The organism is Geothrix sp. (genome assembly GCF_030219325.1).
In the GTDB taxonomy this organism is placed as follows: Bacteria; Acidobacteriota; Holophagae; order Holophagales; family Holophagaceae; genus Geothrix.
The window spans coordinates 326,678-346,526 of record NZ_CP126625.1; the positions used below are offsets into that span (position 1 = coordinate 326,678).

16 protein-coding genes are annotated in these 19,849 nt (G+C 59.9%); 13 read left to right on the top strand and 3 right to left on the bottom strand.

Translation table 11 applies throughout. From position 1 onward, the window contains the following. Positions 1-3: 3 nt before the first annotated feature. The gene (locus QOZ81_RS01375; protein WP_291202743.1) at positions 4-3,303 is read right to left on the bottom strand and encodes a hypothetical protein; all 3,300 of its coding nucleotides are present in this window, start codon (positions 3,301-3,303) and stop codon (positions 4-6) included. A 745-nt stretch (positions 3,304-4,048) separates the two neighbouring features. On the opposite strand from QOZ81_RS01375, the gene QOZ81_RS01380 reads away from it, so the two are divergent. Beyond that, positions 4,049-5,161, top strand: coding sequence for an NHL repeat-containing protein (locus QOZ81_RS01380; protein WP_291202740.1), 1,113 nt, complete (start codon positions 4,049-4,051; stop codon positions 5,159-5,161). A gap of 91 nt (positions 5,162-5,252) precedes the next feature. On the opposite strand, the gene QOZ81_RS01385 is transcribed toward QOZ81_RS01380, so the two are convergent. Further along, entirely contained in the window at positions 5,253-6,020 is a 768-nt protein-coding gene (locus tag QOZ81_RS01385; protein WP_291202737.1) for a hypothetical protein, read from the bottom strand. A gap of 881 nt (positions 6,021-6,901) precedes the next feature. On the opposite strand from QOZ81_RS01385, the gene QOZ81_RS01390 reads away from it, so the two are divergent. The 6 genes from QOZ81_RS01390 to QOZ81_RS01405 all read left to right on the top strand — a co-directional run bounded on the left by QOZ81_RS01390 (position 6,902) and on the right by QOZ81_RS01405 (position 12,750). Continuing rightward, a complete protein-coding gene (locus tag QOZ81_RS01390; protein WP_291202734.1) occupies positions 6,902-8,443 on the top strand; it encodes a hypothetical protein in 1,542 nt (513 codons plus the stop codon). A gap of 69 nt (positions 8,444-8,512) precedes the next feature. Further along, positions 8,513-8,860 carry a helix-turn-helix domain-containing protein gene (locus QOZ81_RS16720; RefSeq protein WP_366082406.1) on the top strand — a complete coding sequence of 116 codons (348 nt, stop codon included), beginning with the start codon at positions 8,513-8,515 and terminating at the stop codon, positions 8,858-8,860. An 88-nt stretch (positions 8,861-8,948) separates the two neighbouring features. After that, positions 8,949-9,203 (top strand): hypothetical protein, encoded by a 255-nt coding sequence (locus QOZ81_RS01395; protein WP_291202731.1) that lies wholly within the window; start codon positions 8,949-8,951, stop codon positions 9,201-9,203. Between the two features lie 592 nt (positions 9,204-9,795). After that, complete coding sequence (locus QOZ81_RS16725) at positions 9,796-11,040, top strand: ThiF family adenylyltransferase (protein WP_441316718.1); 1,245 nt, start codon at positions 9,796-9,798, stop codon at positions 11,038-11,040. A 2-nt stretch (positions 11,041-11,042) separates the two neighbouring features. After that, entirely contained in the window at positions 11,043-11,714 is a 672-nt protein-coding gene (locus QOZ81_RS01400) for a hypothetical protein (protein WP_291202728.1), read from the top strand. A 223-nt stretch (positions 11,715-11,937) separates the two neighbouring features. Next, positions 11,938-12,750 (top strand): hypothetical protein, encoded by an 813-nt coding sequence (locus QOZ81_RS01405; protein WP_291202725.1) that lies wholly within the window; start codon positions 11,938-11,940, stop codon positions 12,748-12,750. Positions 12,751-13,213: 463 nt separating this feature from the next. Here the strand turns inward: QOZ81_RS01405 and QOZ81_RS01410 are convergent, their stop codons facing one another. Further along, positions 13,214-13,813 carry a hypothetical protein gene (locus QOZ81_RS01410; protein ID WP_291202722.1) on the bottom strand — a complete coding sequence of 200 codons (600 nt, stop codon included), beginning with the start codon at positions 13,811-13,813 and terminating at the stop codon, positions 13,214-13,216. Positions 13,814-13,868: 55 nt separating this feature from the next. Here QOZ81_RS01410 and QOZ81_RS01415 point away from each other — a divergent pair, with 55 nt between their 5' ends. From QOZ81_RS01415 to rodA, 6 genes are all read left to right on the top strand, one after another. Further along, positions 13,869-14,162: a glutaredoxin family protein gene (locus QOZ81_RS01415; RefSeq protein ID WP_291202719.1), complete on the top strand. Its 294-nt coding sequence runs from the start codon at positions 13,869-13,871 to the stop codon at positions 14,160-14,162. Between the two features lie 268 nt (positions 14,163-14,430). Further along, positions 14,431-15,474 (top strand): rod shape-determining protein, encoded by a 1,044-nt coding sequence (locus QOZ81_RS01420; RefSeq protein WP_291202716.1) that lies wholly within the window; start codon positions 14,431-14,433, stop codon positions 15,472-15,474. Positions 15,475-15,486: 12 nt separating this feature from the next. Continuing rightward, positions 15,487-16,377, top strand: coding sequence for a rod shape-determining protein MreC (mreC, locus tag QOZ81_RS01425; protein WP_291202713.1), 891 nt, complete (start codon positions 15,487-15,489; stop codon positions 16,375-16,377). After that, positions 16,374-16,862 carry a hypothetical protein gene (locus QOZ81_RS01430; protein WP_291202710.1) on the top strand — a complete coding sequence of 163 codons (489 nt, stop codon included), beginning with the start codon at positions 16,374-16,376 and terminating at the stop codon, positions 16,860-16,862. The genes mreC and QOZ81_RS01430 overlap by 4 nt, the downstream gene beginning before the upstream one ends. Next, positions 16,834-18,756, top strand: a complete 1,923-nt coding sequence (gene mrdA / locus QOZ81_RS01435; RefSeq protein WP_291202707.1) for a penicillin-binding protein 2 — start codon at positions 16,834-16,836, stop codon at positions 18,754-18,756. The genes QOZ81_RS01430 and mrdA overlap by 29 nt, the downstream gene beginning before the upstream one ends. Next, complete coding sequence (gene rodA, locus QOZ81_RS01440; RefSeq protein WP_291202704.1) at positions 18,753-19,838, top strand: rod shape-determining protein RodA; 1,086 nt, start codon at positions 18,753-18,755, stop codon at positions 19,836-19,838. The genes mrdA and rodA overlap by 4 nt, the downstream gene beginning before the upstream one ends. Positions 19,839-19,849: the final 11 nt, after the last annotated feature.

Genomic DNA, 19,849 nt, shown 5'->3' on the forward strand with positions numbered 1-19,849 from the left:
GCCCTACTTGACTTCGGCGGCAGAAGCCTTCGCAACCGCCAAACGTTTGGCAGCCTCAGGACTCCTTCGTGGTGGTTTGGTCTTACTCCCCGGCTGTTTGGATTTTCCGCCAGGCTTTGTGATCATGGGCGTCGCGCTATAGGTTTCCCCCGTAAGCTGGTTGAGGTTGTTGAAGGTCGAAGCCGTCGTCGCACCGTTGATTTGCGATGTCGTGCGATTCCCAGCCTCGTCATAGCCATATCCGTACGCAATCAGGACGGATTGAGTCACCGCGTCGGTCTGAGTGTTCGACAGGATCTGACCCACCGCATCATAGGTGAAGGTATTCACCTTGGGGTTCTGTGCATCCGCCTGAGTGGTCCAGGTCTGAATCTGGCCGTTGGCATCATAGGAGTAGCTGAATGCTGAGATGTTCGTTCCATTTGCCTTCTGGTTCTGAATCGATTGAAGTCGCTTGTCTCCGCTCGCGCTGGAATAGCCAAACACTGTGCTTTGACCATTCGGCAGCGCAATGTTTTGAAGACGGTTTGTGGGCCCATCAAACGTATAAGTGAAAGTGCCAAGCGGATTGGCTACAGTGCTCATGCGTCCGAGGACATCTAGGGTGCGGGTCTCGTTGATGTCATTGATTCCCCGAGTGGTGACCCGACCAAGCGCGTCATAGCCATAGGTGATGGTGCTATTGGCCAAGGGGCCGGTGACACTCGCCAATCTACCGGCACCCAGGGTTGGAGTAGAGGTGATTGGATTGTATACGTAGGTAGTCGTTCCCAATCCACCTGTTGAAGTGGCAAGCCGATTGAAACGACCATCGTATGTGTAGCTCACATTCGGCGTGGGCTTGCTGGTGTTGGAATAGGTCACTGCAGCCAGGGCGTTGTCCTGGTAGTAACTGTACTTGGTGACCTGAGCCTTGGCGTCGATTCGCTGAGCAAGACGACCGATCGCGTCATAGGCGTATTGCAGACTTGTCAGGTCAGGAAAAATTTTTCCGGTCACGCGCCCCTGAATATCCCTCACCCATGATGTGATCTTCCCTTGGGGATCAGTCAGACCATCTAGCGTTCCACACCCACACCAGTCGAGACGAGTGATGCGCCCTTGAGGATCCTGCACACTGGTGAGTTGTCGGCTTGCGTTGTAGGACATCACGGTCCAGCGCCCGAGCCGGTCCTTTGTTTTCCACGCATCCAGCCGATCGAAAAGCGTTTCCTCGGTGGTGCCGTCTGGGTAGGTAATCGTGGTTCGGCGATCTAAATTATCGTAGTCGTAGGTCAGAGTGTAATTGTCGGGTTGATTCGTGACTGTTTTTACACGCCCCACGAGATCATATGTAAAGGTTGTGATCTGTTGACCCGCATTCAGCAGCGGGCCTTTCACGTTCTGAAGGTATCCGTTCAGGTCATAGGTTAGGGTGGTGACCTCCGATTTCGGATTGGTGATGGTCAGGATCTGGCCGAAACCGTTGTAAGTGAACGTGGTGGTTTGCCCAGCTGCATCGATTGTGGTCAGCGGTTTGTGCTGAGTGTTGTAGGTGTACTTCGCGAGGAGGTCATCAATCCCGCCAGTGAGGTTGTGAACCTCCAGCAAATCGATGCCATCCGTGGAGTAGACATATGAAGTCACCCTCCCCAGCGGGTCAGTGACCTGGGTGGGCTTCCCAATGGTGTTGTAGGTGGTGAGGGTCGACTGGGTGCTTAGGTCATCCAGAATCCGCAATACGGCACTCGGACTAGATATGGTTCCCATCTCCTGGGAGTTTGCCTGACCGGCCTGTAGAAACCAGGTCCTAGACTCTAGTGGTTTCTTTTCCCAAGACGGGACCGAATTCAGCCAGCCTCCAGGTGAGTACACCCAATGAGTGATCTTGGCCTTGGTGTAGTCGCCCGGATAAATCTCCATGGCTCTCTTATCCCAGTAATAGGAATTAAAGAACCAATGCCCTGTATTAACCACTCCGACTGGCGCCACAGGATCTGACAAGGGGAGACTGCTGACCAGGCCGACATATTCACTGCGTTCCTGATCCCCAGAAGGGTCCGTCGCAAGTATCCAAGTATTGTTCGCCGCACCATTGCCACAAGCGAATGTGCTTGTGCCATAGGGGGTGGTCATGCCGTTGATGAAATCGGCAGCCATCGCCGGGTTCTGGGTGGTCGGCCCATAGCTGAACGTCGTGGTTATTCCCAATGCATCCGTGATGGATTCCAAAAGGCCAGACGCTGTATAGGTCATGCTTGCCGTTCGACCGAAGGGGTCCGTGACTAAGGTGACTTTCTTGGGATCTCCTGCCAACCCGTAGGAAAGGGTTGTCACCTGGCCCAAGGCATCGGTGACGGTTGTTAGACGGCGCTGGGCATCGTAGCCGTAAGTCACTGTGTTACCCGATGGGTCGATCGATCTTGTCCGGAACAGGGTCCGAGGCGCCACGATCGCCCCATCGGTCAGATCGTAGATGTCGCTGCTTCCATCCCGGTGAACCACCTTGTAGGAGGAGGCTGAGGTCCGGACCAGCTGATCCTGATTGAAGTAGTCCGGGGCATAGGTCTGGGTGAGAGTGTTGTAGCCAACCTGGGCTTTCATGCCCCCGCTGGCTGGGAGTAGCTTCACCGTCTGGCCTACTGTCGTCGGATCATCGGTGAGAGTAAGAACCCAATCAAACGCCCATTTCGGTCCTAGGTTTGAGTAGGTATAGGTGGCCGGCTGATCGGCGTTCTTACTGTTGTAGGTGAGAGTAAGGGCGATCTTTTGTCCACGTGGAGGCGTGTAGGAAACTGGAATATCGTTGAGCAAAAGAGCCGAGCTGAGCGTGTTGAGCTGAGCCACCGGCATTCCGGTGCAGGCTGGTGCGAGATTTTCGGGAACAGGTGCATGAGGGTCCGCGGCGGTTCCACCGCCACAGGAGTCACCAGCCCATATCCGTGCCGCTTCAGACTCGGACACCGAGTGCCATCCAACTGGAAGTTGGCCATTGGGAATGAGAGCGTAACCAGAGCTTTCCTGGTTCAGAGTGGCTTCATGAATCCACCTCTCCCCTCCGAAGAGTGAGTCCCTCACAAGAAGCATCCCATCGCGCTTTTGAATTACGGCCACAAAGTGGCCGAGGCTCAGGTGCACCATGGCTGGAGTTGACCATTCCTGCCCAGTCTCTCGATGGGCCATTTGGAGATTCAACTTTCGAGCATTTGCCATTCGCCAGTTCTGCAACAGGGAGGTGCCATCGGTTTCGATGGGCATTGCCAGAATCGAGCGATCCAACGGCATCCCTGAATGAATTTCTCGCTCAAGCACTGAAAGTGCCATCGGACCGCATTTCAAACCTGACCTGGGATCTGCCGCCAACCCGTCCAACACGGTCCGCGCAAAGGCCAGCTGAGTAGACGGCTTGCCGTGAACCGGTCCAGACCAACCATCGACTACTTGGAGGACGTTCTGAAGATCCTCCCTCCTCCCTAGGTGGCTCAGAAGCTCCGCATAAGATCCGGCAATTCGATTCAGGAGCATCCGTGAACTGGACCTCTGATCAGCACGAGCCAAATTCCATGCCTTGACCCAGTACTCGAGACTTCGAGACACCTGCCCTGCCTCTAGGGCCATGTCCGCCAGATTGGCGCACAGCGAGGCATTCCAACTCGAGTGAGGGTAGGCTCTCAGAAATGGGTCCAACGCTTCAGTACTGGACTTACGTCGGCATTCACCCAGCGCTGCCAAAAGCGCTCTGTTTTCGACTTCGGAGGGAATCGGTCCAAGGGGCATCAAAGGTTCCCCGAAGACGCTCGCAGCTTGCACTTGTGTAAGGCCAACGGATACCGTTAGGCCCACCTGGGCTCCCTGTCCCGATAAGGGCGCAATCAACACAAGACCCCAGAATTGGGAAGTCCCTCGGCGCATCATTTCTCTCCAGGAGTTGTAGGAATACCGCAAAGAGAAACAGATTAAGTGGTTACCCGTCAAATAAATTTCATGTTACATATTTGATTTTTAATTCCAAGTTGACCTCAATTCCGCTTGGATGGATACCATCCTTTAGCCCTCACAAGGATTTGCCATGGTTTCCATAGTTGCCCTGTTTCTCGCCTTCTTACCCATTGCCCAGGGAACTTCAGGCGGGCCGACTGCGCCTGGAGGGGCTTCGGTCAAAGAACTGGTCTCCGTTCAGAGACGGGTGACCGTCAAGACGCTTGTCGGTCAACCCGGCTGGCCTGGAGCTGTTAACGGACCGACCAGTTCCGCCCTGCTTTTTGAGCCCCATGGTGTGGCGGTGGGCAACGACGGTACGGTCTATATCTCAGAGGCTGGCAACCATGCACTCCGCCAATTCACACCAGATGGCATCCTTAGGCCGTTGGCAGGTTCCCTCGGGCGCGAAGGTGGCCAGGATGGGAGTGGGGGAGAGGCTAGATTCTATTTACCAAACAGCCTGAGCATCGACCACAAGGGCAATCTTTTTGTGGCAGATCTCGCGAATCACGCCGTCCGCAAGATCACGCCCAAAGGCGTGGTCACCACCTTTGCTGGGAAGCTGAGGGCCCTTGGAGATGCGGATGGCCCGGCGTCAGTGGCTCGGTTCAACCGTCCCCACGGCATCGCGGTTGGGGATGATGGCACGGTTTACGTCACCGACGCTGTGAACCACACCATCCGCAAGATCACCCCTGATGGGAGGGTTGTCACGGTCGCAGGAAAGGCACTGCACCCTGGCTCAATGGATGGAGTAGGAACTGAGGCCCGATTCCTGATGCCGTTCGCCATCGCCGTAGATCGAAATGGGACGATGTTCGTCGCGGATCGTGGAAATGATGCCATCCGGAAAATCACACCAGATGGCGTCGTCACGACCTTAGCCGGCAAGCTCGGTGTCCCTGGGACGAAAGATGGGCTTCGTGGTGAAGCACGGTTCTCCAGCCCGCGTGGCATTGACATCGACCAGAATGGAAATCTTTATGTCGCAGACTACGATAGCTGTCTGATTCGGATGGTCTCACCAGAAGGGCTTGTCACCACCTTGGCGGGAAAGGGGTATGAAGCGGGAAGTGCCGATGGATCTGGTTTGGAAGCACGCTTCAAGGGCCCCCACGGGATTACGGTCGACACCAAGGGGCGTGTTTTCGTCGCGGACTCCGACAACCACCTCATCCGAATGTTGATTCTAAACGACTAGGTTTCTAGCGTTCTCACCGAAATTCGCCCCGAATGGGATAACAGTTCCATTCCTTTGAAGGGCATTCGATCCAGAAATTAAGCTAAGGACTTCACGACTCTGGATGCAATTCGCCCATCGGTAGCACCTTCAGCATCGCCAAGAAAGCATCGATCGCCTGTTGCAGGAACAACTGATGCGACGGGTACTGTTTGATGGACAGGTAGATGTAGTGGCATGCGATCACTCGCTTCCATTTCGCATTCAGGAGTTGGGCAGGCGGGTCCAACACCATGGGAACACCCATGCCGCTCGCATAAAGGATGTGGTTCCGGATATTGGCCTCCCTCCGGATGTAATCCAAAATATTCTTCGCCCCAGCTTCCGTCGCCAAGACAGAAAGACTCGTTGAGAAGGAGCGCAGTTTGTCTCCCGTCGAGGCCAGGAAGTTGAATGGCATATCCGGGACCATCACGTGGTCTCCGAAAAACGCTTTGTTCCTGATATGTAGGGTTGGAGGCTCCAACCCATCCTTCTTCATGACTAAAGTGAATTCAAACCCATGGTCGCGGATCAGCAAACCGAAGTCATGGCCGAGGACTGCAAGGAGGGCTGCAACTGCATTCTTGTGGAGGTGGCTGCGTGGCTGGAGTTTGTCTGCGTTGGGATAATTCAACTCCTGGAGGCAGCACATTAAGCCAGTGGCCGCCTCTTCCTCTGCTGTGATGGCCCTGAATGCCGCCATCGCGTTATCCACTCCCAAGAGCTTTTCGGCTTTCTCCAGGTGGTGGACCGCTGATTGGAAACAAAACCTGGACTTGCACTTCGGAAGCTTCTTGATCCTCTGTATCACGCCTAATTCGATTTCCTCAAATTCCATGGGTTGTTCCTGTTGGCCTCAGCCAACCGGCCGCGCTTGCACCAGTGTGCCAAGCGGAGCCGAGGAAGCGAGAGGTTGAGAGAGATCGAAAGAATATACAGGCGCAGTCCGAGTTGAGCCAAGGGGGGGCCTCCCCTTACCCTGTGGCGCCTGGACCACCTAGAACCTGCCATGGGGCAACCATCCAGACCAGGCCAGCCTGCTCGAGAACCTAGTGGCTCCTGATCTTCCGATCTAGGGGGGCGTCCGGGGGACCCCTGCCCCCTCACTTCGCGCCGCAATTCCCACCAGCGTGCTCTTGCCCGAGGCGATCTGGATGAATCGACCCAATGAGGTGCTGGCATCGGGCATGAGGGCGGACACCCACACTCTGGAATTTCCACCTTTGTCAGATTACCAGAGCCCGCGCCATCGGAAAAAGTTCTGATCTGTATTGATTAAATAATGCAGGAAAATCCAATAAATGCCAATTTATTCAGAGCCTTTCTGTGACCTCCGTTAATTCACTGTCCCTCTGAGCCAGACGTCCCGGGTCGGCGGCAAGGCAAAAAACAATGGCTACAGGTCCCCTGAGTTTGGAGTAGGATGCCCCTCCCCGCTGTTGTGAGTTCGTGGGTTTCGGCTACCCTTCAGCCAATGCTCCAACTCCAGATGCCCTCGGTCATGCAAATTGCATTGCTACCCGTGGAGTCAACATGCCGACCCACCCATCTCAGCCTGAAGGTCCTGGTGCCTCGCACCCTTGTGATCCTCCTGTCACATCTGAGTCGTTCATGCACGCCTTTCACTCAGCATCGAGTGGGGCCAATGACCTGAACAGGGACCTTCAGGAGCAGTTCACTCTCCCTGACTCAGCTGCAAACCTCCGATTCCGATGACGCATGGTTGAGAATGAAATCTCGGTAATCCAATTCACCCAGGAATCTTTGGTGGATTTGGTCTGTGGGGCGAGCGCCTCCGGTAATAGGCTGGTGCCTCCTCAGGTCAAGTACCTCGCTCGATACTGTGAGCGTCTCGGTGTCAAAACCCTCGTTCATGAGCGGCATTACATTGACCGCCATTTTATGGACGAGTACGCCAACTACTACAGTCGGAAGCTTGAACCACCCCCGAACTTCGTCCAGCGCGTTCACTTCTTTGCTCATGCATTCAGCGACGCACAGCTTGCCCAGTGGTTGAGAAAGGGCTTCGCTTCCCCTACCGATAGGCAGTTGGCTGAGAGGGAGATCCAAGCCCCGCCGGGAGGGACCAATCTCTCAAGCGGGTACTGTGGTTACAGCTCCATCCGCCCAATACAGACAGTTCCCCTTGGGCGAACAATCATCGTCCGGCTCCCTGATGAGGAAGGGCCTGAACGACAAATTTGGACCACCAACTCACATTCCGTCCATCTTGGCAACCTTCGGCTCACTGTAGAAGGCTTGGCCTTCCAGCAACAGGATGCCGCTGTAGGGGCCTGTGCAACCGCAGCACTTTGGAGCGCACTTGACCAAGTTGCTCGTCATGATGGAATTCGAGCACCCACTCCTGCTGAGATCACCGAAGCCGCCGTTCGAGGAGCCAGATCTGGTGGACGTTCCATGCTGTCGGCCAGTGTCGGACTCACCTTGCTTCAGCTCTGTGAAGCCACCAGAGGTTTTGGCTTTACCCCGGAGGTTTTAAGTCCTCTCGGACACCCCGAATACTTTTTCTTGGCCCTCCATACATATCTTGCTTCTGGGATCCCAGTTGTGCTTGGGCTAGTCGGCGAGGCAGGACGTCACGCTGTTACCGCCGCAGGCTTTCAGCTCAGCGGAAGCGACAACGCAACCTTGTCCTGTAGCATTCCAGTTAGAAGTTCACGGCTCAACAAGATTTACATTCATGATGACCGCGTGGGACCATACGCACGGGCATTCATCAAGCCCATAGTCTTCCCACCAAAGGATTCGAGGCCTGGTCCCGAAGGCGTTTCGTTGGATCTAGAGTTAGAGGATGGAGTCTCTGAGCAGTGGGTCGTGGAATGTGCGGTAGTGCCGGTCTACCCTAAGCTCCGACTCCCAGTCAGTTCCTTGATCTCTATTGCTGAATCGCTCGCCTCAGGGATGGAGCTGGTTGTTGGGAAGGCGAAAGCCCCTGCGCTTCGCGTAGATCTTCGCTATCAGAGAGCAGGGGAATACCTCAAAACCCTTTCTGGCCGGCTCTCCAACCCCGGTGGCGCCGGCGAGTTCGTCCGCAAGGTTTCGCTGTCTCGATGGTGTGCAATTGTCAGGTGGTCCGTCATGGATACCCCTGTTGCCGACTTTGTCTTCGACACCACCGATGTGCTCAGGAATGCAGATTCCGACGTACCAGCACTCCTAAGATGCATCGTTTCGCTCTCCACTGAGTTTCAGGGTGCGATTGAACAAGCGGGGGCGGGATTCAAAGTCCCCACAGTCTGACCTAGTTTTGAACTACCCCTTGCTTTGTTTGCTGTTTTAGCTAACATGTAGAAATTGGATGGATGTTCTATGCGCCACGTGCCAGAAGGTGTGAAGACTCTTGGTGAAGCCGTGAGACTCCTTCGCGAGCTAGAGGGCCTCACCCTACGTGGGCTTGCTGAAAAAATTGGCGTCTCTGCCCCGTTCCTTAGCGATCTAGAGCATGGTCGTCGGCAGACCGACAGGTACGAGCAACTTGCCTCCGCATTAAACACTCATATAGATGAACTTAGGGCTTTGGACACTCGGGTCTCTGCTGATATGCGGGACTGGCTGGCCGCAAACCCTAAGCTTCTGTATCTATTGAGAGATATGCAAACCTCTGGGCGGCCTGTTCCCTATGAGGCATTAAGGCGAACCTTCGACACAGAGGGTTGATGGAAGAATTTCCCCTGGGGGGACTTGACTTCTCTGACTTGTTAGCTAATATGGCTTACATGGCCTACACGGCAAACAGGAGATTCCCATGAGCCACGACCCCAAACCCACCCATGAGGTCATCATCCTGGTGAACGAGAACCCGGTGAAGATGGTCGCCCACAAGGCGAATGGTGCCGAAATCAAGGCCGCTGCCATCGCCCAAGGAGTTCAGATTCAGCAGGACTTCCTACTTTCTGAGGAGCTCGGGGCCCAGAGGTCTCGAGTGGTTGGCGATGTCGACGAAGTACCCCTCCACAAGGACCAGAGGTTCATCGCGGTGGCTCCGGACGATAACTCCTAGGGAGCTGTCCCATGACCGAGCATGTTGCAAAGGCGGTGGAGGAACTCCGGCTCCACTTCGAAGGTCATCAGATGTCGGTGCAAGAGGACGGAGATGGCGGAGCGTGGGTGATCATCGAAGAGGTTCCCATCGATGGCCTCTATACCTTCGGGCATTCCTGGGTGGGATTCCGCATCACATTTCAATACCCCCACGCAGATGTCTATCCCCATTTCGTCCGAGGGGACTTGCAACGCCTTGATGGCCGTCCCTTAGGTGAGGGGATTCAAGCTGGCCAGACGTTCCTAGGCCGGCCCGCCCTCCAACTTTCGAGAAGGTCCAACCGCCTCAACCCCAGGACAGACACCGCCCTCCTCAAACTTCATAAGGTCCTTTTATGGTTCAGGACGCATCCTTAGACTACGAGCTAGTACTACCTGGGGGAATCGCCTCCGATCTCTTCAGCCATCTCTTCCCTGGCGATGGTGACGAGCATGGGGCGGTACTGGCCGCTGGGATTTCTCGTACTGGGAATCGAGTACGCCTTCTTGGGCGGAACCTTTTCCTCGCGAAGGATGGCTTGGAGTATGTTCCCGGCCAGCGCGGGTATAGGATGCTCACCCCTTCCTTTGTGCGAGACCGAGCGCTCTTTTGCCGGGATGAGGGGTTCGCCTACCTAGCGATCCACAACCACGCAGGCCTAGACTCCGTGGAGTTTTCAGGGGATGACCTTAGGTCTCATGAGCGAGGCTACCCTGCCCTCAGGGACATCACCCGGGGTCAAATAGTTGGTGGCCTCGTCTTCGCGCAGAACGCAGTTGCCGGGGACCTCTGGTTTAAGAATGGGAGGAAGCCCCTCGCAGGAGCTCGAGTGCTGGGCTCTACATTTCGCTACCTCACCTCAGACCCCATCGCTGGAGGCAGGGGCCTCGACATCAAATATGATCGGCAGGCGAGGCTCTTCGGGGAGCGGGGGCAGGGGATTCTTCGTAAGCAACGAGTTGGGATCATTGGCCTTGGTGGAATCGGTTCTCTCGTTTGCGAGCTTCTCTCGCGCCTTGGAGTTGGATCTTTGGTGTTAGTTGATCCGGATCGGATTGAACCATCCAACCTTTCAAGGGTTGTAGGGAGTTCCGCCTGGGACACCCGTGAAGTTTTTCAGCAGTCTGGTTTGCCGAAGTGGATCAAGAATATGCCATTTTCCCGTCCACGACTGAAGGTGGATATTGCTTCTCGAGTCGCTCGCCAAGCAAATTCTTCAATCGAAGTTCAACGAATTCCTGAGTCTGTCGTGGACGGCGATACAGCAGAGGCCCTCACCAGTTGTGATTTTATTTTTCTTGCAGCTGATAGCCATCAGGCTCGGCATGTCTTCAACGCTCTGGTTCACCAATACCTAATCCCTGGTGTCCAACTTGGGGCAAAGGTTGAGGTAGAGGCTGCTACCGGAAAGGTCGGACGCGTATTCAGCGTTGTTCGCCCTTCAAACCCCGGGTCAGCTTGTCTCTGGTGCAATGGACTCATCTCGCCGGCCAAGCTCCAGGATGAAGCTCTCTCAGCCACGGAGCGAATTGCCCAAAGGTACGTGGATGAACCCGATATCCCATCGCCAAGTGTAATCACCCTCAACGCCGTAGCTGCGGCCCGTGGGGTCGACGACTACCTATTTAGAACCGTAGGCCTCCGGCTTGGGGGGCTAGAACATGACTTCCTCTACTTCGAGCCCAGGTTAGGATCCATTCGGTTCGACGCACCTCGCACCGACGCAGAGTGCACGGAATGCGGGGCTTCATCGGGCAGCAGGTTTGCCGCTGGTGACGGTGCAAGGCTGCCTGTACGTCCTTTTAGGAGGAGGTAAGCATGGGCGGAACTGCCTCTCTCCCTCATGGCGTCAATAGGCTCGACCTTGAAGAGGCAGTTCTGATCATTTGTGAGGATAAGTTGGTCCTCCATCCCAAGGATGGGGACCAACACTGGACACTACATTTCGGCCCGATTTCAAAAATCCTAGACATCCACCGTACGCGGAGGGCTGCTGGCGGTGCGGTGGAATACGAAACCCTGTTCGAGATCAGCCATGAACGCCTAGGTTCTCTCTTAGGCGAGATTTCAGCCGAATTGATGAGCGCGTTTCGATCACTCCTTCACCCTCTCCAAATCGATTGGATGGTTCGCCATCATGTCAGTGCTGAACCCGCGTTCTTTCCACCAGAGTCTGAGTTTGAAGAATTGACGAGGGTGCGGAAGAAGCGGCTCTATATCGATGCGACGAAACTCCAGGATCGAATTGGGCATCTTGCCTACCTGGAAGACCTCTTGGACCTCCCTGACGGTCGCGCCTTTTCGATCATCTGCCATAGAAACCCACTCACGCCGAAGGACTTCGGTGTCGGATTCAAAGTTACAGACCCTCTGGGTAGACCCCAGTTGCTGTGGTGCTCCTATCGCCGCGGGGAGAGACAGTTGAAAGCATTGGTTGGAAAGCTCATGCCTAGATTCATGGCAGCAATGGAGATTACCCCGTCAGAATAATTGGGGTGTGAATCCAACTAACTGGAAGCAAATCTCTCAAGGAGTCAATGCAGCTTGTTTGGACCCAATTGAATACCGCTCCCCAGCAAACCCAAGGTACATGCGAGAACGACTCTTGAGCCCGAAAGAACGGAGTAGGAATACACCAGGTGAGCACACCTCCGAGTCAGCGGTGGAGCGGTAGTTCCCCGATGGCGACGCTCGCGCTCGACCCCTGGCTACCATGAGTTCAACACCGACTCCGGATCTCCTTTCTCCCTGCCGGTTCTGCGGTAGCACCAGCGCACCCAAGGCCGATGCACACATTTTCCCGAAAGCGATTTTTCTAAAGGCGAAAGCGGCGCAGGGTAACGAGGATTTTCTGTGGGCCATCGATCGGGATGGATCCAAGCCGCCAAGAAGGGTCCGGATCGGAGAATACGACTCCAACATCCTCTGCCAGGAATGCGAGCGCAGCCACCAGGACATCGACACCCGCGGTGTTCGCGCGCTTTTCCAGACCCCTTACAAATCGGTCCGGGTGCATGCGAAAAAACAGCTCATCTTGAAATATTCGGATCGAGCGAATGCTCGTGATATCCGGACATTTCTATATTTCACTCTGCTCAAGGCGGCCTGGTCTCAGCGCGACACATTCTCGAACGTGGACCTGGAGCCGGGGGTTGAAGCGCATTTCCGGAGAACCATCCAAGAAGGAATCGAACCGGATGACCTTCATGTGCCAATCTTCCTGACTGAACACGGACAGGCCACCCCGGGCTTCATCTCCACACCCATGATTTACCACGGCCTCATCACCGTATTCCCGAGCGGCACCTACACCATCTACCAGCTGAATGTAGGCGAACGCTGCGCTTGGGTACAGGCCGGGAAGGGGGCCAAGGGCTTTGGTCAACAATCGGCACATCTGGCGCTTCGCGATGGTCAAAGGGTCCATATTCTCCGAAGTTCCCGAGCGGACGCGGCGAATGAAGAGTGGATCGCCCAACTGGTTGCCGATCGGATGAGCAGTGGTGGGGGAAGGTGGACCCCCTAGAGCCCGTGGTACCAGGTAGCGGGACGATCAGACACCATCGTTTTTATACTATTTACATTGAACTTGTAACACTTCTACACGACCGGACAGCTTTTGCTTCCAACCTTGCACGATCGGACAAAATATGGTTCCAGCACCGGGTCTGTTTGGTCGATTTTGATCCTCAAAAGGGGGTGAAATCGGATCTATGCGGACAGATTATGCTTCCTGAACAGGACATCTTTTCGTTCACTACACACGGCCTTGCGGTAACGCGGAAACATGAAGTCTGGTTTCAGCCATGGGACCCAGCTTCTCCTTTGGGGATGACGAACAAGGCCCCGTGGTGACGGGGCCTTGTTCGTCATGAGAGGTCAAAACTCCAGGTTGTGAGTGATAACAGCCACACCCTCTTGATTTGAGTCCTTAACTGAACGGCATTACCCCTCGCGGGGGCCTTCCTGTTCAGGGTCGTACTGGAGACCTACTCGCCCGCGGGCCGGTAGTCATCGGCCAGGGTCACGGGCACCTTGGCCTTGATCTCGGACAGGATGCTGGCCTGGATATCTGCCATCCGCTTCTGCTTGAGGCTCTGGGCCACCTGTCCCTTCACGGCCTCGAAGGGGGGGATGCCCTGGGCCTGGCCCGCGGCTTTCAGGCGCTCGACCTGCTCCTGGTAAAAGGCCTTGAGCTGCTCGTCCGTGGGCTCGGCATTGGTCGTGCGCCGCTTGGCCAGGGCCTGGAAGTAGACGCTGGCCTGCTGCTGCTCCAGCTGGCGTTTGACGCTGGGGTCCTGGTCCAGCCCGGTCTGCTTGGCATAGGCGCTGATGGCCCGGGAGGTGGCGAGGCGGCTGGCGAGGTTGGCCCGCTCGTCCCGGGCGGCGGGATCGGAGAGGAAGGCCTGGGCCTCCTTGGGGTCCGTCGAGAGGGTCTTCACCACGTCCTGGAACTCGGCCTCGGTGATCTTCTCGCCGCCTACATTGGCGATCACGCGGCTCGCGTCAGGCTTGCCGGTCTTGCAGGCCAGGGACAGGAGGAGGGCCGAACCTGCGAGGAGGACGGCGGGGCGGGTCAGCTTGGACATGGAATCTCTCCGAAAGGCATCAGAAGATCCAGAATGACAGGTCCGGGAGGATCCCATGAGCCGAATTAGCGACCTCGAAGGCCTGGAATTGGCGGTCTACAGCGCCACCTGGTGCCCGGATTGCCGGCGCCTGGAGGCCTGGCTGGCGGAGCACCAGGTGGCCCATACCAAGGTGGACATCGAGACCGTGCCCGGGGCCGCCGAGAAGCTCGAGGCCGAGACCGGGAAGCGGGCCATCCCCTTCGTGCTGGTGAACGGGAGGCGCTGGGTCCGGGGCTACCACAAGGAGCTGCCCCAGCGGCTGGACGGAGATCTGCTGGTCGAGGAGCTGGTAGCGGCCGGAAAGTAACCCGCCCCGGACACGCGCGCGGGTGTGCAATTCGGATCCCGCCCCCCTCCGGCCTGATTCCCTCCCTGTGGGGCCCCGCTCCGCAGGCTGCCCCGCAGCCTGCTCTGCGACCCACATGGTCGGGACAGCGGCTGGACGGGGATCTGCTGGTCGAGGAGCTGCTGGCGGCTGGAAAGTAACCCGCCCGAAACCCGGTTGCGCCCCCCGGGCCAGTTGTAGTCGGTCCGGTCTGCGCGTGGCACACTAGGAGGTTCTCCGGGAGTCCTCTGTGGCCAGCATTTTCTCCAGCCAGTTCTGGTCCAATTTGTTCAATTCCGACCTTGCCATCGATCTCGGCACGGCCTCGACCCTGATCCACACCAAGCAGGCCGGGCGCATCGTCATCTATGAACCTTCCATCGTGGCCGTGAACACCCTCACCCACGAGGTGGAAGCCGTGGGCGACGAGGCCAAGCAGCTGCTGGGCCGCGCCCCGCAGGGCGTGCGCACCATCCGCCCCATGAAAGACGGCATGATCTTCGAGGTGGACGCCGCCGAGAAGATGCTGGCCGCGTTCATCCTGAAGGCCCGCCCCAACCGCGGCATCGCCCGCACCCGCATCGTGGTCAGCGTGCCGCCCCGGGCCCACCAGGTGGCGCGCCGGGCGGTGAAGCAGGTCTGCTACGACGCCAAGGCCGGCGAGGTCTTCCTGGTGGACCAGACCATGGTGGCGGCCATCGGCGCCGGGCTCGCCATCAACGAGAAACGCGGCTGCATGATCGTGGACATCGGCGGCGGCACCACGGACGTGGCCGTCATCAGCTACAACGGCAAGGTGTTCTCGGATTCCATCCTCATCGCCGGCGACGAGATGGACGAGGCGGTGATCAAGTACATCCGCGAAAAGTACAACGTGCTGATCTCGGAAGCTTCGGCTGAAGAAGTGAAATGGACGCTGGGCTCCGCCTTCCCCTCCGAGCTGACGCGCACCATGGAAGTGAGCGGCCGTGACCAGTTCGAGGGCCTGCCCAAGACGCTCACCCTGAATGACGCCGAGATCCGCGAAGCCCTGGCCGAGCCCATCGGCGCCATCATCGACCTGGTGCGCAAGGCCCTGAACGAGACGCCGCCCCAGCTGGCGGCGGACCTCATCGACCGCGGCATCTGCCTGACGGGTGGCGGCTCGCTCATCCAGGGGCTGGACGAACGCCTCCGCAAGGAGACGCACCTGCCGGTCTTCCGGGCCGAGGATCCCCAGACCGCCGTGGTGCGGGGCACCGCGCTGCTGCTGGAGAACATCCCGCTCCTGCGCCGCATCCAGATCCTCGACTAGCCGGGAGGACGCATGGTCGTCCGCGCAGCCAAGTGGAGTTGGAGCCGCACGGGGTTGCAGCGCCTGGCCCTGGTCCTCCTCTGGCTGGGGCACGGCACCTGGGTGCTGCTGGGGCCGAATCCCGCCCGTCACTGGATGACCTTCATGGACGTGCTCTCGCGTCCATCCCAGTCCATCGCCGCCCGGTGGGAGGGCTGGCGGGCCGCCCGCCGGGATTCCGGGCGCAGCCTGGCGGAGCTCCGCGCCGAGAATGCGCGGCTGGGGGCCGAGCTGACCCAGTTCCGCACCCAGCAGGCCCAGCAGGCCCCGCGGCTGGCCGAGGCTGACGAGGCCGTGCGGATGCTCGGCCTGAAGCAGCAGATTCCGCTGGAGCTGAAGTCGGCGCGGGTGCTCTTCGCGACGCGCCCGGCCACCTTCGGCGGCCTGATCCTGGACCGGGGCCAGGACCTGGGATTGGAACCGGACCAGGGCGTCCTGGTGCCGGAGGGCATCGTGGGGCGCCTCTGGTCCGTTGGCGCCACCCAGTCGAAGGTGCTCCCCGCCGACGCCCCCAATGCCTCGGTGGCCGTGATGCTCATGCGCAGCCGGGCCACCGGCGTCCTCCAGGGACTGGGCTCAGGGCGGGCGCTGATCCGCTACGTGAGCAACCAGGAGGTCGTGCAGGCGGGCGAGGCGGTCCTCACCAGCGGGCTGGACCGGGTCTTCCCCCGGGGCCTGCTCGTGGGCTATGTGGCCGAAGTGGCCAAGGGCGATCTCGAGTTGCGGGTGATCGTCCACCTCTCGGCGCCCCTCGACCGGGTGAATGCCGTCCTGGTGCTGCCCCCCCAGCCGCCCCTGGAGGTGCAGCCGCCCTTCGTGGCGCCGGAGCCGAAGACCCAGCAGCGGAAGCGGGGGGCACCATGAGGCTCGCCGCTCCCACCCTCACCCGCCAGAACCTGCTCTGTGCCGCCGCGCTGGGCCTCGTCGCCCTCAGCGCGCCGTTCCCGGGCCTCCAGCCCATCTTCCACGCCGCCCTGGTGCTGGCGCTCGCGCCGAGGGCCGGATCTCCGCTGTTCGGCGCCCTGTGGGCCCTGGCCGCGGGTTGGACCCTGGAGGGCTCCCTGCGCCTCTACCCCCACCTCGGCGGGACGGCCTGGGCGGACCTGACCCTGGTCCTGCTGGCCGGCTGGATGGCCGGGCGCTGGCCCCTGGAGGGGCTGAAGGGCTGGCTGGCCCGCCTCGCCGCGCTGAGCGTTCTCCACGCCCTCCTGGCGCATGGGGCCGTGCGCCTTGCCACCACCTCGCACCCCTGGGGCTGGGGGTGGTTCTGGACCCTGCTGACCGTGCCGGTCTGGGGCTGGCTGGCCTGGCGCCTGCTCCATGCAGGCACCGGGTCCGGGCGACGCTGAGATGGATCCCCGGCAGCGCCCCCTTCTGCGCCGGAGGCTCGGGGCCTTCAAGGTGATGACCTGGAGCCTGGTGGCCCTGCTGGTCCTCATCTACGCGTGGCTGCAGCTGGTGCGCTACTGGGAGTTCAAGCAGCTGGCTCTGCAGCAGGCGGTGAAGGTGCGGCCCATTCCGGCGCCTCGCGGCCTGGTGCTGGATCGCAACGGCCAGCGGCTGGTGGACAACCGCCGGGCCCTGCACCTGGTCATCCAGCGGGAGGACCTGCCCACCCGGCCGGAGGTGGTGGCTTCGCTCGCCGCGGCGCTGCAGGTGGATCCGGCGGCCCTGACCCGGAAGATCCAGAGCTACCGCCTGGCGGGCAAGGGGCGGCCCCTGGTCCTGAAGGAGAACCTCGATGAGGCGGGCATCGCTATCGCCGAGCGCATCCGGGCCCGCTTCCCCTTCCTGGGCGTGGAGGTGGCGCCCCGCCGGGTCTACCTCGGCGACGAGCTGGCGGGCCACGTGCTTGGCTACGTGGGGGAGGTCGACGAACCGCTGATGAAGGCCAAGCCCGACCTCTACCGGCTCGGCGAGACCATCGGCAAGGAGGGCTTCGAGGCCAGCGGCAACGACAAACTGAAGGGCCTGGATGGCCAGAAGCGCATCCTGGTGGACCAGCTGGGCACGGAAGTCGCCAACTTCGGCCAGGAGGATGCCACGGCTGGCCGCAGCCTCTACCTGACCCTTGACGCCGGGATGCAGAAGATCGCCCAGGACGCCATGGGCGAGGAGGCCGGGGCCGTGGTGGTCCTGGATCTGCGGGATGGCGGGGTGCTGGCGATGTACTCCAGCCCCTCGTACGATCCGAACCTCTTCCTGAACCGGCTCAGCCAGGACATGGTGGACCGCTACCTGGCCAACAACCTCACCAAGCCCATGGTGAACCGGCCCATCCAGGGCATCTACGCGCCCGGCTCCACCTTCAAGCTGCTGGTGGCCCTGGCGGCCCTGGAGAAGGGCATCGCCACGCCCCAGACGGCCATCTACTGCGCCGGGAAGAAGAACTTCTACGGCCGGGATTTCCGCTGCGACAAGCCCACGGGCCACGGCAGCCTGGCCATGGTGCAGGCCATCGCCCAGAGCTGCGACGTCTACTTCTATGAGCTGGCCTCCCGCCTGGACATCGACGACATCTACGCGACGGCCGAGAAGTACGGGCTCACGGAGCGCACGGGCATCGACCTCCCCCAGGAGAAGCGCACCCGCATCCCCAGCCGGGCCTGGAAGAAGAAGGCCGCGCCGAAGGATCCCAAGTGGTACGCCGGCGAGACCATCAGCGTGGGCATCGGCCAGGGCGCCGTGGGCGTGACGCCCCTGGGCCTGGCCCGCTTCTATGCCCTGCTGGCCACCAGGGGCAAGCTGCTCACGCCGCACCTCTTCTACGGCTTCCGGGATGACCAGAGCAACGAGCTGCAGCCCGCGCCGCCCCCCGCCTTCAAGGACACGCCGCTCGATCCGAAGCACTGGGCCACCCTGGACGAGGGCCTCGCCGAAGTGGTGCAGAGCGGCACGGCCGGCGCCAACCCCTTCATCCGCGAGATCGCCAAGCTCGTCCCCTTCTCGGGCAAGACCGGCACCGCTCAGGTGGCCACCTTCGTGGACAAGGCCCACTACGCGCGCCAGGCCAAGAAGCTCAAGGACCACGCCCTCTTCGCGGGCTACGCGCCCCGCGATCATCCCCAGATCGCCTTCGCCGTGGTGGTGGAGAACGCGGGCTTCGGTTCCACCGCCGCCGCCCCCGTGGCGGCCAAGCTCGTGAAGTACTGGTGCCTGGACCGGCTCTCCAACCCCCTGCCGGCGCCCCGGGGCCGGATGGTGGATCCCTTCGCGCCTCAGCCGACGGAGACCCAGGAATGAGGGAACGCTTCCGCGCCCTGGACTCGCGCCTGCTCTGGGTGATCCTGGCCCTCATCGCGCTGGGGACGCTGACGCTCTACTCGGCCGGCCGGAACACGCCCCAGGCGGCGATCTGGCTCAAGCAGAGCCTCTGGAACCTGATCGGCCTGTTCCTGATGCTCCTGCTGGCCACGGTGGATCCCCGGCGCATCTTCCGCTACAGCTTCCCCTCGTACCTGCTGGGCCTCGTGGCCCTGGCCGCGGTGCTGGTGATCGGCAAGAAGATCGGTGGCGCCACCCGCTGGTTCGTCATCGCCGGGCAGACCTTCCAGCCTTCGGAATTGATGAAGTGGGTGACCCTGCTCTACGTCTCCCACCGCCTGGGCTCGAAGGGCGCTGACAGCGTCGGTAGGCTCGAGCTCTTCGGGGCCGTGGGGCTGGTGGTGTTCCCCATGCTGCTCATCCAGCGCCAGCCCGACCTCGGCATGGCCCTCAGCTTCCTGCCGATCCTGCTGCTCATCCCCCTGATGAAGGGCCTGCGCGCCCGCTGGGTGGTGGCGCTCCTGCTCCTGGTGGGCGTCGGTGGCTTCGGCGCCTGGAAGTTCGTGCTGAAGCCCTACCAGAAGCAGCGCGTCCTGATCTTCCTGGATCCCTCCGCGGACCTGCAGGGGAAGGGCTATCAGGTCAACCAGAGCCGCATCGCCATCGGCTCCGGCGGGCTCATCGGCAAGGGCTTCACCAGCGGCTCCCAGACCCAGCTCAACTTCCTCCCCGTGAAGACCACGGACTTCGCGTTCAGCGTGTGGGCGGAGGAGCGGGGCTTCGTGGGCGTCCTGCTCGCCCTCGGCCTGTTCGGGCTGCTGCTGAGCCGCATCCTGGATGCGGCCCGCGAGGCGCATACCTATGCGGAGGCCTACTTCTGCGCCGGGGCCGCCGGCATCTTCTCCCTGCACCTGCTGGTGAACGTGGGCATGGTGGCCGGGGCCCTGCCCAACAAGGGCATGGTGCTGCCCTTCTTCAGTGCGGGCGGCAGCAGTACCCTGAGCTTCTTCCTGGCCCTGGGCCTCATCATGGGCGTGCTTCACCGGGCGAGGGTGAAATGAGGGCGAGGATG